The following is a 14,734-nucleotide window of genomic DNA, read 5'->3' on the forward strand; positions in this document are numbered from 1 at the left end:
CGAGACGGTGTTTCGGCTACTGGAACGTCTGGCGATGACCCAGCCGGCTGGAGATCTCGGCGGCGGTCTGCCGCAACGGCCGGTCCAGACGGCTCACCACCGCATCGGCCGTCGTGGACCAGACCGTCAGGTGCACCGCGATGTTGATCGCCGCGACGACCCGCCCGGTGCGGTCGCGCACCGGCGCCGCCACCGACCGCAGCCCGGCCGCCAGCTCCTCGTCGTTGACGCCCACGCCGCTCCGCCGGATCCGGGCCAGGTCCGCGGTGAGCTGCTCGCGGTTGGTGAGCGTCCGCGGCCCGCGCCGGGCGAAGTCGCTGCGGTCCAGCAGCCCGCGCAGCACGGCCGGCTCCTGGTACGCCAGCAGCACCTTCCCCATCGACGTGCAGTACGCCGGCAGTCGCGAACCGACCTGCAGGTCCAGTCCGAGAGCGTACCCGCCGGTGGTCCGGCCGCCGCGGCGCCGCTCGACGTAGACGATGTCGGGACCGTCCAGCACGGCCATGCTCACCGTGTACCCGGTCTCGTCGGCCAGTGCCTGCAGGCAGGGCGCACCCACCCGGTTGACGTCCAGCGAGGTGATCGCGGCGAACCCCAGGTCGGTGGCCCGCGGACCGAGCGCGTACTTCTTGGTCTCCGGGTCCTGCGCCAGATAGCCGAGCCGGGCCAGGGTCGCCACGTACCGGTGGGTGGTGCTCTTGGTCAGCGACACGGCCCGGGACACCTCGGCGATGCCCAGCACCGGGCGATCCGCGCCGAACGCCGACAGGATCGCCAGCCCGCGCTCCAGGGACTGGGAGAAACCGCTGCCGGCAGCGGCGTCCTCGTCGACGGCCATGCCGCATCGTAGCCAGCCGTTCGACTCCGTGAAACACCCGCGGCGGGCGCTAGCATGTGCAGCGCGATGGACCAGGACCTCAGTACCGTGCGGCACCACATCGGCGGCGTCCGGGTCGACGCCGCAAGTGGCCGCACGTTCGTCAAGCACACCCCGTGGACCGGCGCCGTCCTCGCCCGGGTCGCGGCCGGTGACGCCGAGGACGCCCGCGCCGCGGTCGCGGCAGCGTCGGCGGCCTTCCCGCAGTGGGCCGCCGCCCCGCCCGGCCGGCGGCAGGAGATCTTCCTGCGGGCGGCCACGCTGCTGCACGACCGGCGCGACCGGGTCCGCCGCCTGCTCGCCGCCGAGACCGGCTGCGGTGCCGTCTTCGCCGGCGTCCAGCTCGACTCTGCGTGAACCTGCTGCGCCAGGCCGCCGCCCTCGGGTACGCCCCGACCGGCCAGGTGCTGCCGTCCGACGTGCCCGGCACCCGCGCCGTGGCGATGCGCCGCCCGGTCGGCGTGGTCGCCGCGATCGCCCCCTGGAACGCTTCCCTCGTGCTGTCCGGCCGCGCCCTGGCCGGCCCGATCGCGCTCGGCAACACGGTGGTGCTGAAACCGTCCGAGGAGGCGCCGTACACCGGTGGCGCGTTCTGGGCCGAGCTGTTCGCCGAGGCCGGCCTGCCCGCCGGGGTGCTCAACGTGGTCACCCACGCGCCCGGTGAGGCCGGTGCGGTGGCCGAGGCGCTGATCGCCGACCCGGCGGTCCGCCGGATCAGCTTCACCGGCTCCACGGTGACCGGCCGGCGCATCGCCGAGCTGGCCGGCCGCCACCTGAAACGACCGGTGCTCCAGCTCGGCGGCCACAACCCGCTGCTGGTGCTCGGCGACGCGGACGTCGGGTACGCGGTCGCTGCCGCCGCCTACGGCGCTTTCGTGCACAGCGGCCAGACCTGCATGTGCGCGCGCCGGATCATCGTGGACCGGTCGATCGCCGCGGAGTTCACCGAGCGGTTCGTGGACCGGGCCGCCCGGCTGCCGATCGGGGACCCGGCCGACCCGGCGACCGTGATCGGCCCGGTGATCAACGAGTGGGCGCTGTCGCTGCTCGAACGCCGGGTCCGCGAGGCGGTCGACCTCGGCGCGACGCTGCTGACCGGCGGTACCGCCACCGGCCGCTGCTTCCCGCCGACCGTGCTGACCGGGGTGCCCGCCGAGGCGGAACTGGCCTTCGACGAGACGTTCGGGCCGGTGGTGCTGCTGGAGGAGGCGGACGATGCCGAGGACGCCCTGCGCCGGGCCGACGCCTCGGCGTTCGGGCTGACCGCGGGGGTGATCACCGGTGACCCCTATCGGGGGCTGGAGCTGGCGCGGCGGCTGGCGGCGGGCATCGTGCACGTCAACGACCAGCCGGTCAACGACGAGCCGCAGATGCCGTTCGGCGGGGTGAAGGAGAGCGGGGCCGGCCGGTTCGGGACCGGGTTCGCGGCCGAGGAGTTCACCGAGGTCCAGTGGGTGACGGCGCGCGACGGGCCGCGCGCCTTCCCGTTCTGACCGGCCGGTCGCGTCTCAGGCGGCGGCCGCGGCGGCCTGCGAGTTCCACAGGGAGATCAGCACACCCAGCACGAAGATCTGCACCGGCAGCGGCAGCCCAGGGAGGTCGGCCTCCACTTTCGAGCTGAAGGAGTTGCGCCGCTTGATCGTGCCCACCGGGATGCCGTTGTGCACCAGCTGCTGGTCGTTGCGCCACGACGACGTCCGCTGGAACTCGTAGACCCGGCCGTCGGCCTCGACGGTCCAGTTCTTGCGGCCGACCCGGACCGCGGAGGCGTGCACCGCGTCCTGGTCGTCGGTCATCGTGTACTTCGTGCCCCAGCCGTTCGCCCGCACCCGGTAGGACCGGCCGTCGAGGGTGAAGCTGCCGCCGGTGGACCACATGCTCGGGTCCCAGCAGGCGACCTTCACCCCGTCGTGGAGCAGGTCGTACTTGTTCTTCCAGAAGCCACGTCCTTCGGCTTTCAGCATGGGCCGATCATAGGAAACCGTCACCACCCGCGCCAGCTAGCGCTCCCAGGGCGGCGGCACCCGGACGGCGGCCATGCCGGCGGCCGCGGCGGCCCGCATGCCCAGTTCGGTGTCCTCGAAGACCAGGCAGCGCGCCGGGTCGACACCGAGCAGCTCGGCGCCGCGCAGGTAGGCGTCCGGGAACGGCTTGGGCCGCGGGTACTCCCCGGCGCAGACCAGCACCTCGAACCGGTCGAGCAGGCCCAGCGCCTCCAGCGACGCGGTGACGGCCAGCCGGGTGCTGCCGGAGACGACCCCGAACGGCAGTTTCCCGTACGACTCCTCGATGTGCGCGAGCACGCCCGGCACCCCCTTGATGTCCGGCAGCCCGGCCCGGAAGAGCTCCTCCTGGCGCTCGGCGACCCGGTGCACCGGCATGTCCAGGCCCTGCCGCGCGTTCAGGTCGGCGACGATGTCGGCGATCGGCCGGCCGCCCCACGCGTAGAACAGGTCCTCCGGGAAGACGCCGCCCCACTCGGCCAGCGCGGCCTGCCAGGCCAGGTAGTGCGCCGGCATCGAGTCGGTGATCGTTCCGTCGCAGTCGAAGAGGTAGGCCTGGAATTCGCCCTCGGGCACGGGTAGCAGCACCGGGACGACGTTACCGACCGCCGTTCGACCGCCGGGCCGGCGCGTGGCAGGTTGGTGACATGGACTACCGCCGTACGTACCGCTCCGCCGCCATCGCCTTCACCGACCTGGTCTCGCGCATCCCGCCGGACCGGCTCGACGGACCGGGACTCGGTGACTGGACGCTGCGGGACCTGCTCGGGCACACGGTGAGCTCGGCGTTGCGTCAGGTCCCGGACGTGCTGGCCCAGCGCGCGCCGATGCTGGTGGTCCCCGGACCGGAGTGGTATTTCGCGGCCGCCCGCACGGCGCCCGAAGCGGTGGTGCGCGCGGCCCGGGCGGCGTCCGCCGACGATGCCCGCAGCACCGGGAAAGCCCTCGGCGACCGGCCGGCGGACGCGGTGGGCGCGTTCGTGGGCCGGGCCACCGGCGCACTGGCCGCCGCGACCGACGACGACCTGGTGGCCACGCCGGCGGGCGGCATGCGGGTGGCGGACTGGCTGCCGACCCGGACGTTCGAGCTGGTGGTGCACGGTTCCGACGCGGCCGTGGCGGCGGGTGTCCCGATCACGTTCGACCAGGACACCCTCACCGAGGCGGCCGCGCTGGCGGCCCGGACCGCGGTGGCGGTGGGCGACGGACCGGCCGCGCTGCGCGCGCTGACCGGCCGCGGCCCGCTGCCACCCGGCTTCTCCGTCGTCTGACCCGGCGCGAGGCCGGGGGAGGACTCGCGCTGCGGGGCCGTCGGCGGGCCCCGCAGCGGCGGCGGCCTCAGAGGACTTCGGCGGCCAGCGCGAGCGGGTTGCCGAAGCGGTGCGCGGTGATGCTGACGGCCTGCTCGCGGACGAACGGCAGCAGCTCCACCCGGCCGGACTCGGTCACCGGACCGGCCCAGACGGCGAGGTCCGGGCGGCCGCCGGTCGCCTCGGCCAGCGCGGTGGCGGACCCGCCGACCAGCCGGACCCGGCCGGCGCCGAGACCCGCCGCGAACGCCGCGTCGTCCTCGACCACCGCACCCGGGAACCGGGCCGCCAGCGCCGCCGGCAGCGGCACCGCGGTGGAGACCCGCAGCTCGGCGCCGGCCAGCGTGCCCGCCGCGAGCACCCGCACCAGGTCGGCGACCGCACCGTCGGCGGCGAGCCGGACCGTCACGGGGCACGGCAGGTACCGCAGCACGTTGCGCTCCGCGCCCAGGGCCGAGACGTCGCTCGCGGCCAGCGGGAACGCGGCGTCGCTGCGCGCGGCCCGATCCAGGCGGGCCCGGTCCTCGTCGCCGAGCACCGCGGCGGCGGCAGCGAGCAGGTCGCGCACCCCGGCGTCGGTGACCTCGGCGCCGGCGGTGGCGGGGCGCGGCTCCCAGCCGGTGAGGCCGACCAGGTAGTTGGGGCCGCCCGCCTTGGTGCCGGGGCCGACCGCCGAGCGCTTCCAGCCACCGAACGGCTGGCGCCGTACGATCGCGCCGGTGATGCCGCGGTTCACGTAGAGGTTGCCGGCCTGGACCCGGTCCAGCCAGGTCCGGATCTCACCGGCGTCGAGCGAGTGCAGGCCCGACGTGAGACCGAAGTCGACGTCGTTGACCAGGTCGATCGCCTCGTCCAAGGTGTCCGCGGTCATGATGCCGAGGATCGGGCCGAAGTACTCGGTGCGGTGGTACGCGGACCCGCGCCGTACGCCGTCCCGGATGCCCGGGCTCCACAGCTTGCCCGAGTCGTCGAGCGAGCGTGGCTCGATCAGCCAGCGCTCACCGGCGCCCAGCGTGGTGAGACCGTCGAGCAGCTTGCCGGCGGCCGGTTCGACGAGCGGGCCCACCTGGCTGCGCGGGTCGGTGGGGTAGCCGACCTCCAGGGACGACACCGCGTCCAGCAGCTGCGTCCGGAACCGGTCGGACTTCGCGACGCTGCCGACCAGCACGACCAGGGAGGCGGCCGAGCACTTCTGGCCGGCGTGGCCGAACGCGGACGACACCACGTCCTTGACCGCGAGGTCCAGGTCGGCGCTCGGCGTCACGATTATCGCGTTCTTGCCGCTGGTCTCGGCGAGCAGCGGCAGGTCGGTACGGAACGAGCGGAACAGCTCGGCCGTCTCGTAGGCGCCGGTCAGGATGACCCGGTCGACGAGCGGGTGCGCGATCAGTTCGCGGCCCAGTTCGTTCTCCTCGACCTGCAGCAGCGTGACCAGGTCGGGGTCCGCGCCGGCGGCGCCGAGCGCGGCCCGGATGATCCCGGCGAGGACGGTGCCGCAGCGCTCGGCCGGGCCGGCGGGCTTGAGGACCACGGGCGAGCCGGCGGCCAGGGCGGCCAGCACCGAGCCGGCCGGGATCGCGACCGGGAAGTTCCACGGCGGCGTGACCAGGGTGAGCCGGGCCGGCGCCGGCGCGGCGCCGTCGGTCGCGGCCAGTTCGGCGGCGAGCTCGGCGTAGTAGTGCGCGAAGTCGATCGCCTCGGAGACCTCCGGGTCGGCCTGGTCGACAGTCTTGCCGGCCTCGGCGGCCATCACCTCGAGCAGCGTGTCGCGCTGCGACTCCAGGGCCTCGCCGATCCGGTGCAGCACCGCCCGGCGGTCGGCGCCGCCCCACGTCGCGGCGGCGGCCTTCTCCAGCGCGGCGTCCAGCTCCGGCCGCGCGTGGATCCGGGGCAGGTCGAGGCCGAGCGGGGAGGCGGGCACGCGGGCCAGGATCTCGCGGACCCGGTCCCGGTGCACGGCCACGGCGGGGTCGGTGTCCGGGGTGTTCACGAACCGGCCCGGCTCGGACCGGGGCACGGCGGCGAACCGGTCGGCCACCCGGTGCGGCGCCGGAACGGTGTCGTCGAGGTCGGCCAGCGAGGCGCGGAACCGCTGCTCCTCGCGGGCGAACAGGTCCTGCGAGGTGTGCAGCTCGAACACCGCGGACATGAAGTTGTCGGTGCTGGCGCCCTCTTCGAGACGGCGGATCAGGTAGGCGATGGCCACGTCGAACTGCTCCGGGCGTACCACCGGGGTGTAGAGCAGCAGCCCGCCCACCTCGCGCCGCACCGCCTCGGCCTGGCCCTCGGCCATGCCGAGCAGCATCTCGAACTCGATGCCGTCGCGGACCCCGCGCCGACCGGCCAGGATCCAGGCGTACGCGACATCGAACAGGTTGTGGCCCGCCACGCCGAGGCGCACGTTACGGATCCGGTCCGGGTGCAGGGCGTAGTCGAGCACCCGCTTGTAGTTGGTGTCGGTGGCCTGCTTGCTGTCGCAGGTCGCGACCGGCCAGCCGTGCAGCTCCGCCTCGACCCGTTCCATCGGCAGGTTCGCGCCCTTGACCAGGCGCACCTTGATCCCGGCGCCGCCGCGTGCCCGGCGGGCCGCCGACCACTCCTGCAGCCCGATCATGGCGCCCAGCGCGTCCGGCAGGTAGGCCTGCAGCACGATGCCGGCCTCGAGGCCGAGCAGCTCGGGGCGGTCCAGCAGCCGGGTGAAGACCGCGACCGTGAGATCGAGGTCCTTGTACTCCTCCATGTCGAGGTTGACGAACTTGCCGGTCCGCGCGGCGAGCGTGAAGAGCGGCGTGAGCTGCTCGGCGATGTCGTCGACCGCCTCGTCGAAGGCCCACGGGTTGTGCGGGGAGACCGTCGACGACACCTTGATCGACACGTAGTCGACGTCGTCCCGGGCCAGCAGGCGTTCGGTGCTCTTCAGGCGCTGGGCGGCTTCGCGGCGGCCAAGGACGGCCTCACCGAGCAGGTTGACGTTGAGCCGGACGTTGCGCTTACGGATCCGCTTGATCGCCTTGCCGAGGCGGGCGTCGGTGGCGTCGACGATCAGGTGGCCGACCATGTGGCGCAGGGCCCGGCGGGCGATCGGGACGACCACGCCCGGCATGATCGGGGCGAGCGCGCCGCCGGCCTTCACCGCGGCACGCAGGTGGATCGGCAGGAAGCGCGGCACGTCGCTGGCCAGGGCGCGCAGGGCCCGGGCGCTGACCCGCTTGTCCTCGGGGCGGATCACGCCGTCCACGAAGCCGACCGTGAACGCTAGACCCTTGGGGTCGCGCAGCACCCCGGCGAGCTGGGCCGCGGAGCCGCCGACGGGAACGTCCGCCGCCTCACGCAGCCAGCGCCGTACCAGGGCGATCGTCTCTTCCGCGATCTCAGTCATCGAGATACTCCTTCCGGTTTCGGCAACAGTGTGAGTCCGCGCATCCGGTTAGGAAAAGCGATGCTTTGTGAGCAGTACTCTTCAGTTCGGCTAACGTGTTGCTGGTGCTCGAGATCCGTCGTCTGATCCTGCTCCGCGAACTGGCCGTCCGGGGCACGATCGCCGCGGTCGCCGAAGCGCTCAACTTCACCCCGTCCGCGGTGAGCCAGCAGCTCAGCCAGCTGGAGAAGGAGACCGGCACCCAGCTGCTGCGCAAAGCCGGCCGCCGGGTCCAGCTCACCCCGCAGGCCGAGGTGCTCGTCGCGTCGGTCGGCGAAATCCTGGACACCCTGGAACGTGCCGAGGCCCGGCTGCAGGCGGCCGCGACCGGGGTCAGCGGCCGGGTCCGGCTCGCGGTCTTCCAGTCGGCGGCGCTGGCGTTCATGCCGGCCACGCTGCGGGCGATGGCGGTGCGTTTCCCCGGCGTCCGCGTCGAAATGGTCCAGCGCGAACCCGAGGAAGCCCTCCGGGAAACCTGGGCGCGGGACTTCGACATGGTCATCGCAGAGCAATACCCGGCGCACGCCGCCCCGCACCATCCCGGCCTGGATAGGCGCGATCTGACAACCGACGCGATTCGCCTCGCGCTGCCACCGGCGGCGGTGTCGCTGCACCCGGTGGACTCGTTGCCTGGCGCCCGGCACATGCCGTGGGTGATGGAACCGCGCGGCGCCGCATCCCGGCACTTCGCCGAACAGCTGTGCCGGCGGGCCGGTTTCGAACCCGACGTCCGCTACGAGACGGCCGACCTGCAGGCACACATCCGGCTCGTGGAATCGGGCAACGCCGTAGCCCTCATCCCGGACCTGGTGTGGGCGGGCCGCGACACCTCATGCCGGCTGCTGGACCTGGACGGCCGCCCCCGCCGCACCATCTTCACAGCCCAGCGCCTCGCCGGCGCGGCGTCACCGGCCGCCCGAGCCCTGCGCGAGGCGCTGACCGAGGCCGTCCAGCCACCCCCGCCCTGACAACGGCCTTCCCCGCTGGCCTTCTCCCGCGCGGTCGCCCCTGCGCAGCGTGGTCCCCGCGCGGCCTCCGCTCCGCCCGGCCTTGGCCTCCGCCGTGCCAGCGTGGCCCCCGCGCAGCGTGGCCTCCGCGCAGCGTGGCCTCCGCGCGGCCTTGTTGATCTGCTAGCGATGCAAAATCGCGGTGATCAAGGGGTGGAAACCGCGATTTCGCATCGCCAGCAGATCAACATCTCGGTGTGCGTGCCGGCTCCGCCACCGGAGAGCCCGCGGTGACGCCTCGGCACCCGTGGCTCAGCCGCGGGAGTGGGCGCGGCGCCCCCACCGGATCGCAGAACGAAGGCGAGTTCCTCGCGGGCCTTGGCGTCGGGGGGAAGGGGGCAGGGCCGCGTCTCCGGCGTTCCGCACGCCCTGGAGGATCATCGTGGCGTGGGCACGGCTGCTGGAGAGCGTGTTCCGGCGACCACAAGCGCAAGCCGGGCCGAGCCAAGCCGGGCCGAGCCAAGCCGGGCCGAGCCAAGCCGGGCCGGGCCGAGCCGGGCCGAGCCGAGCCGAGCCGAGCCGAGCCGGCTCGCGTTCATGGCCGCTGAGACCGCTCCGAAGCGACCACAAGCACAAGCGCCTCGATCCGGTCACCAACTATCCGGATCCGCCGGCCGGACCCAGCGGACCCGACCGTCCAATCAGCACCAAGCGGCGAAGCCGGGCGCAGCGCAACCCGCCGCGCCCGGTCGTCAGTCTCCGCAGGGGGCGTACCCGCCCCGGACGCCCACGGTGAACCGGCACCCGAAGTCCGGTGCGGCCACCGCGCGCCGGTTCAGGATGGCGTCGCCGGCCGGTCGGTGGCCGTTCTCCACCCAGCGGACCAGGTCGTCGAAGCCCTGCTTGAGTTCCGGCTGGGTGAAGCCGCAGTGGCTGACGTCGCGGATCGCCCGGGAGACGAAGAGCCGGGAGCCGGCCCGTTTCGCGTACTCCTGCTCCATCGAGAACGGCACGAACAGGTCGCCGAGGCCGTGCAGCGACAGCACCGGGATCCGGGGCCGACCGGCGATCACCGGGACGTCGGCGGTGGTGGTGCGGCGTACCCGGAGCACGTCGGCGTTGAGTTCGCGATCGGTGCGGGGCGGCCACCAGGTGTCGGTGGAGCGGTAGACGGTGCGCCGGTTGTCGACCGAACCGGCGGTCAGGCTGGGGTAGTTGCCGAACAGGAACGGCACGCCGCCCTGCGCCGCCGTGTTCCAGTAGGCGAACGCCGCGTCGAATCCGGGCCGTTCGCCACCGCTGCGCCGTTCCACCACGCCGGACCAGGTGCGTCCGGCGGCGGTCAGCGCCGGGGGCCGGCCCGGGGTGACGCCGAGCGCCGGCAGGATCGCGCCGAGTTGCGCGCCGAACGTCGCCGGGTCCGCCGGGAAGCTGATCTCGGCGTCGGCGAGGGCGGCGGCGGTGACGGTGGTGTCCAGGAAGTAGTCGAACAGTTCGACGTCCCCGAGCACCCCGCAGGTCGGCATCGCGCCGGCGAAGGAGCGCGGGAACCGTTCGATCGCGACCGCGGTGACGTGCCCGCCCATCGACGCGCCGGTGATGTAGACCTTGCGCGGGGCTTTCGCGGTGACCTGCCGGAACACGTCGAGCAGCGCGTGCGTGTCGGTGACGCCCTGGTTCACGTTGTACCCGTTGGCGGCGTAGCTGGAGGCCGCCCACGCGAACCCGCGGGCGATGTAGTGCTCGCGCAGCGCCGGGTCGTCGACGAAGACGGTGGTGCCGTTGCCCCGGAAGCCGTGCGCGTAGACGACGAGCCGCCCGTTCCACCGCTGCGGCACCTCGATCCGGTAGGCCGCGCCGTCCCGGATGCCGGTCCAGGTCCGCGCGCCGGGCAGCGCCTCGAACGGGGTGCCGTCGAGGTCGCAGTCCGGGTCGGCGACGACGTAGCCGGGGGCGCCGGGCACGGGTGCGGTGCACACCGGCGCCGGTGCGGGTTCGGCGGCCGCGGCCGGTGCCGAACCTGGCACGGCGAGCAGCAGGAAGAAGGCGAGCGCTGCGGCGACCCGGCCCCGGCGAATGATCATGGTGTTACCTCCTGGTAACAATCCAATGATCAGACGCGATGGATGTCAAGGGCGGAACGGTCCGTCCAGGGCCGCCCACTGCAGCAGCATGATCGTCTTGGCGTCGGCGATCTCGCCGCTGCGGATCATGTCGAGCGCCTTGTCGAACGGCAGCTCCACCGCCTCGATGTCCTCGCCGTCGTCGGCCAGGCCGCCGCCGGCGGAGACGCGGGACTCCGGACTGTACGGCGCCGCGAAACAGTGCACCCGCTCGGTCACCGACCCCGGGCTGGTCCAGACCGCGAACACCGGCTGCAGCGCACCGACCGCGACGCCCAGTTCCTCGCTCGCCTCCCGCCGGATGGCCGCGGCCGGGTCGTCGCCGTCGAGCAGGCCCGCCGCCGTCTCCAGGAAGGTGCCGTCCGGATGCCCGTTCACATAGACCGGGTAGCGGAACTGCCTGGTCAGCAGCACCGTCCGCCGCTCCGGGTCGTAGAGCAGCACGGTCGCGCCGTCACCCCGGTCGTAGGTTTCCCGCTGCTCCCGGCTCCACGACCCGTCCCGCCGCCGGTAGTCGTAGGTGGTACGCCGCAGCACGTGCCACGCCGCCGCCAGCAACTCCACGTCCCGGATCACCACGTCCGGGTTGCCGGTCAGGTCGCGCCCGGCCCGGTCCAGCCCGGTGCGGCCACGCGCGTCCGGCACGTCGACGCCGGGTCTCGGGCTCATGCCGGAATCCCGGCGGTGGCGACCCCGGGGATCTGCTCGAGGCGTTCGTAGACCGGGATCCCGCGCTGCCGGGCGATCGCCACGTCCTGGTCCGCGCCGCGTGACTCGCCGGGCAGGCGCAGCACCGCGTCGCAGTGTGCGAGCAGCCGCTCGGCGGCCGGGTAGAGCACCTGTCCGGCGATCGGGTCGTTGACGCTCGTGGCGCCCGCGCCGCGCAGCACCGGCAGCGCCACCCATTCGCCGATCATCGGCACGTGGCCGGCTTGGAAGATCGGCCACGCGGCTGCCTCCAGGCGGGCCAGGTTGGCGGCCAGCAGGGCAGGGTCGTCACCGGTGCCGAACCGGTACGGGCCTGCGATGAGGATCATCATTGGCTTCGTCACGGGGAGAAACGTACACTCGAAACACGCAAGAGTCGACAACTTTGAGGGGAAACACGGAATGCTGGCGGCGGAGCGACGCGATTACCTACTGACCCGGCTCCAGGCCGACGGCAAACTGGTGGCCAAGGACGTGGCGGCCGAACTCGGCGTGGCCGAGGACAACATCCGCCGCGACCTGCGGGAGATGGCCACGGCCGGCCTCTGCCAGCGGGTCTACGGCGGTGCGCTGCCGGTGTCGCCGGCGGTCGCCGACTACGCGACCCGCACCACGGTCGCCGCCGACGGCAAGGAACGGGTCGCCCGCGCCGCCGCCGCCCTGATCCGGCCCGGCGCGACGGTCCTGCTCGACGGCGGCACCACCGCGCTGGCCGTGACCGCCGCCCTGCCCCGCGACCTGGCAGCCACCATCGTCACGCACAGCCCGACCGTGGCCGCCGCGCTGGTCAGCCACCCGGCCGTCGAGGTCTACGTGCTCGGCGGCCGCCTCTTCAAGCACTCCGCGGTCACCTCCGGCGCGGCCGCCGCCGAGGCCGCCCAGCGGGTGACCGCCGACCTCTTCTTGCTGGGCGTCACCGGCGTCCACGACGAGGCGGGCCTGACCACCGGCGACGCCGACGAGGCCGCGATGAAACGCACCCTGGCCGCCCGCGCCGCCGACGTCTTCGTCCTGGCCAGCAGCGAGAAGATCGGCGCCGCCTCACCCTTCCTGGTGCTGCGCCCGGCCGAGGTCAGCGGCGTAATCACCGACGCACCCGAGGACCACCCGGTGCTCACCCGCCTGCGCGCCGCCGGCACGCCGATCATTCAAGCCCCATAGGAGTACGGGCCGCCACGACGTCCCCCGCCCGAGGTGCCCGGCCAGGCGGGTGCGCCGGGCCGTTCCCCGCCGCCGGCTCATGCGCCCCGGCGGAGCCGCCGCCGGCTCAGCGCTCGCGAACTCAGGCGCCCCCGCGGAGCCGCCGCCGGCTCAGTGCCCGCGAAATCAGGCACTCCCGGCCGGCGGCGGTGCGCCCGGTCAGGCCTTGTGGAGGCGGACCGCGACCGTGTCGTTCTGCTGGACCAGCTCGGCCCGGTAGCCGGGGGTCGTCACCACGACCCGGCCGACCCGGCCGCGGACCCGGCGGGCCTTGAGCACCGGGAGCGCCTTGTCCCGGTCCTGGAAGCGCTCGCTCACGGCGACCTCGAGCACCGCGTCCGTGCCGATCACCACGTCCTCGTGCACGGTGAGCGGCGGTGCGCCGTGCGGCCGTACCGTCGCCGCCAGCGTCCCCGCGCCCAACCGCAGGCCGCCGCCGATGTGGACCTTCTCCGCGGCCAGGCGCAGCGTCCCGCCGGTGACCGTGACGTCGCGGTCGCCGAGCGCGCCCTTGGCGTCCGCGACGAGCGTGCCCTGCGCGACGGTGGTGCCGCCCCGGTAGTCGTTGTCGCCGGTCAGGGTCAGCGTGCCGGAGCCCAGTTTGATCAGGCCGCCGCGGCCGGTGATGTCGTTGCGCCAGGTGTCGGCGGCGGCGAACCCACCGGCGGCCGCGTCCAGCGCGACCGCCACGGTGGTGTCGAAGGCGCCGTAGCCGTCGGCCGCGGTGAACAGGTCGATCCGGCCCCACTGCTCGCCGCCGTCCAGCAGCGGGTTGCCGGCGGCCAGGCCGGTGGTGCGCAGGACTTCGCGGCGCTGGGCGGCGTCCAGGTAGGGCAGCCGGGTCTCGAGCAGCGCCTCGGCACCCTTGGGGACGACGAAGGGAGCCCGGTTGCGGGTGCGCGGGAGCCCGTACGTCTGCTTGGGACGCACCGTGGCGGCGTTGCGGGAGCGGTCCGCGTACGCGTCGGCGGAGGTCCCGGCGATCGTGGCGTGCGCGTAGCCGAACACGTCCGCACCCACCCGGTCCTGGAAGTAGGCCAGCGCCTGCGCGCGCGCCTCGGCCTTGAGCGTGGCGTTGGCCGGGTCGCCGAGGATCGCCGCCGCGAGCGCGGTGCCCAGGATCCGGCCGCCGATCACGTCGACCGGCGAGTGCATGCCCGCGACGATCCGGGTCTCGGCCAGATCGTAGGCCGCCGTGATCATCTCCTGGAACCGCTCGGGCACGGCGTAGGCGAGCGCGATCGAGGCGAGGTACAGCGCGTTGGTGTGGCCGCTGACGTAGCCGCCGTCCTCGGCCGGGTTGGTGCTGCGCTGGCGCAGCAGGGCCGGCACGACAACGGTGCCGGAGTCGTAGACCGGGTAGCCGAGCGCGTCGACCGCGCCGGTGGGGACGACCTCGCTGTCGTCGTTCATCCGCCACGGCCGCGGGTACTGGTAGGCGAACTTCGCCGGGTTGCCGGAGGAGAAGCCGCCGCGCAGCGTGTTGACGAGCGTCACCACCGAGCCGAGCGCGGAGGCCGGCGAGCCGGCGCCGATCGCCGAGCCAGCCGGTGCACCGGCCGGGACCGCGTCGCTGATCGTGGTGGCGGGTGTGCCGGTGGGCGCCGAGGTGATGCTGGTGACGGCGAGCGCGCCCGCCTTGTAGACGTCGGCGAGCGGGCCGAGGCCGGCGATCACCGAGTAGCTCTGGTGCTGGCGGTCCACGACGAACGCACGGGCGGCCTCGGCGGCGGTCCGGTTCCGGGTGGTCCGCTCGCAGTAGCGCACGTTGGCACGCAGGAACGCCTCGTCGAGCACGGTGCCGGTGTTCCAGGCGGTACCGGTGGACCAGACCTGCGTCATGCCGGCCAGGATCCGGACGGCGGCGTTGGTCTCCGCGGTCAGGTTGGCGGTGACGTTGGTCCGGTAGCTGTCGACGAAGGCGGGCAGGGCGGATGCGGGCGCAGCGGGCGTGGTCGCACCGGACGCGGGGGATGCGAGCGCGCCGGGTGCCGCGGGCGCGAGCACACCGGGGCCGGCGATCACACCGGCGGTGCCGGCGGCGGAGGCGCGCAGCAGGGTACGGCGGCTGAGTTTCATGCGGATGCTCCACGGTGATGCTCGAGGGTCAAGATCATGTTCAGCTTTCGGGCGGCGCGCGAAGAATGC

At 73.8% G+C, this 14,734-nt stretch carries 13 protein-coding genes; 5 read left to right on the plus strand and 8 right to left on the minus strand.

Features of this window, described 5'->3' with window-relative positions; translation table 11 throughout:
- Nucleotides 1-16 precede the first annotated feature (16 nt).
- Complete coding sequence (locus tag LPA41_RS23250; RefSeq protein ID WP_229072872.1) at nt 17-838, minus strand: IclR family transcriptional regulator; 822 nt, start codon at nt 836-838, stop codon at nt 17-19.
- Between the two features lie 66 nt (nt 839-904).
- Between LPA41_RS23250 and LPA41_RS42020 the strand changes: the two genes are divergently transcribed.
- Both LPA41_RS42020 and LPA41_RS23255 read left to right on the plus strand, forming a co-directional pair.
- A complete protein-coding gene (locus tag LPA41_RS42020) occupies nt 905-1,234 on the plus strand; it encodes an aldehyde dehydrogenase family protein (protein ID WP_255690147.1) in 330 nt (109 codons plus the stop codon).
- Nucleotides 1,231-2,370, plus strand: a complete 1,140-nt coding sequence (locus LPA41_RS23255) for an aldehyde dehydrogenase family protein (protein ID WP_308036599.1) — start codon at nt 1,231-1,233, stop codon at nt 2,368-2,370. The genes LPA41_RS42020 and LPA41_RS23255 overlap by 4 nt, the downstream gene beginning before the upstream one ends.
- 15 nt (nt 2,371-2,385) lie before the next feature.
- On the opposite strand, the gene LPA41_RS23260 is transcribed toward LPA41_RS23255, so the two are convergent.
- Both LPA41_RS23260 and LPA41_RS23265 read right to left on the minus strand, forming a co-directional pair.
- Nucleotides 2,386-2,841 carry a hypothetical protein gene (locus LPA41_RS23260; RefSeq protein ID WP_229072873.1) on the minus strand — a complete coding sequence of 152 codons (456 nt, stop codon included), beginning with the start codon at nt 2,839-2,841 and terminating at the stop codon, nt 2,386-2,388.
- A 36-nt stretch (nt 2,842-2,877) separates the two neighbouring features.
- Nucleotides 2,878-3,468, minus strand: a complete 591-nt coding sequence (locus LPA41_RS23265) for an HAD family phosphatase (RefSeq protein ID WP_229072874.1) — start codon at nt 3,466-3,468, stop codon at nt 2,878-2,880.
- A 59-nt stretch (nt 3,469-3,527) separates the two neighbouring features.
- Here LPA41_RS23265 and LPA41_RS23270 point away from each other — a divergent pair, with 59 nt between their 5' ends.
- Nucleotides 3,528-4,151 (plus strand): maleylpyruvate isomerase N-terminal domain-containing protein, encoded by a 624-nt coding sequence (locus LPA41_RS23270; protein WP_229072875.1) that lies wholly within the window; start codon nt 3,528-3,530, stop codon nt 4,149-4,151.
- Nucleotides 4,152-4,218: 67 nt separating this feature from the next.
- Here the strand turns inward: LPA41_RS23270 and LPA41_RS23275 are convergent, their stop codons facing one another.
- Nucleotides 4,219-7,569 carry a bifunctional proline dehydrogenase/L-glutamate gamma-semialdehyde dehydrogenase gene (locus LPA41_RS23275; RefSeq protein ID WP_229072876.1) on the minus strand — a complete coding sequence of 1,117 codons (3,351 nt, stop codon included), beginning with the start codon at nt 7,567-7,569 and terminating at the stop codon, nt 4,219-4,221.
- Between the two features lie 104 nt (nt 7,570-7,673).
- On the opposite strand from LPA41_RS23275, the gene LPA41_RS23280 reads away from it, so the two are divergent.
- Nucleotides 7,674-8,576 carry a LysR family transcriptional regulator gene (locus LPA41_RS23280; RefSeq protein WP_229072877.1) on the plus strand — a complete coding sequence of 301 codons (903 nt, stop codon included), beginning with the start codon at nt 7,674-7,676 and terminating at the stop codon, nt 8,574-8,576.
- Nucleotides 8,577-9,307: 731 nt separating this feature from the next.
- On the opposite strand, the gene LPA41_RS23285 is transcribed toward LPA41_RS23280, so the two are convergent.
- The 3 genes from LPA41_RS23285 to LPA41_RS23295 are packed head-to-tail and all read right to left on the minus strand — an operon-like array spanning nt 9,308 to nt 11,730.
- Nucleotides 9,308-10,639 (minus strand): prolyl oligopeptidase family serine peptidase, encoded by a 1,332-nt coding sequence (locus LPA41_RS23285; RefSeq protein WP_229072878.1) that lies wholly within the window; start codon nt 10,637-10,639, stop codon nt 9,308-9,310.
- 45 nt (nt 10,640-10,684) lie between these two features.
- A complete protein-coding gene (locus LPA41_RS23290; protein ID WP_229072879.1) occupies nt 10,685-11,347 on the minus strand; it encodes an NUDIX domain-containing protein in 663 nt (220 codons plus the stop codon).
- Nucleotides 11,344-11,730, minus strand: coding sequence for a DUF4406 domain-containing protein (locus LPA41_RS23295; protein ID WP_229072880.1), 387 nt, complete (start codon nt 11,728-11,730; stop codon nt 11,344-11,346). Before LPA41_RS23295 ends, LPA41_RS23290 begins: the two co-directional genes overlap by 4 nt.
- Before the next feature lie 58 nt (nt 11,731-11,788).
- On the opposite strand from LPA41_RS23295, the gene LPA41_RS23300 reads away from it, so the two are divergent.
- Entirely contained in the window at nt 11,789-12,547 is a 759-nt protein-coding gene (locus LPA41_RS23300; RefSeq protein ID WP_229072881.1) for a DeoR/GlpR family DNA-binding transcription regulator, read from the plus strand.
- Nucleotides 12,548-12,745: 198 nt separating this feature from the next.
- On the opposite strand, the gene LPA41_RS42495 is transcribed toward LPA41_RS23300, so the two are convergent.
- Nucleotides 12,746-14,665 carry a phosphatase PAP2 family protein gene (locus LPA41_RS42495; RefSeq protein WP_304523793.1) on the minus strand — a complete coding sequence of 640 codons (1,920 nt, stop codon included), beginning with the start codon at nt 14,663-14,665 and terminating at the stop codon, nt 12,746-12,748.
- Between the last annotated feature and the right edge of the window lie 69 nt (nt 14,666-14,734).

Source organism: Actinoplanes sp. DH11, from assembly GCF_020873875.1.
Lineage (GTDB): Bacteria > Actinomycetota > Actinomycetes > Mycobacteriales > Micromonosporaceae > Actinoplanes.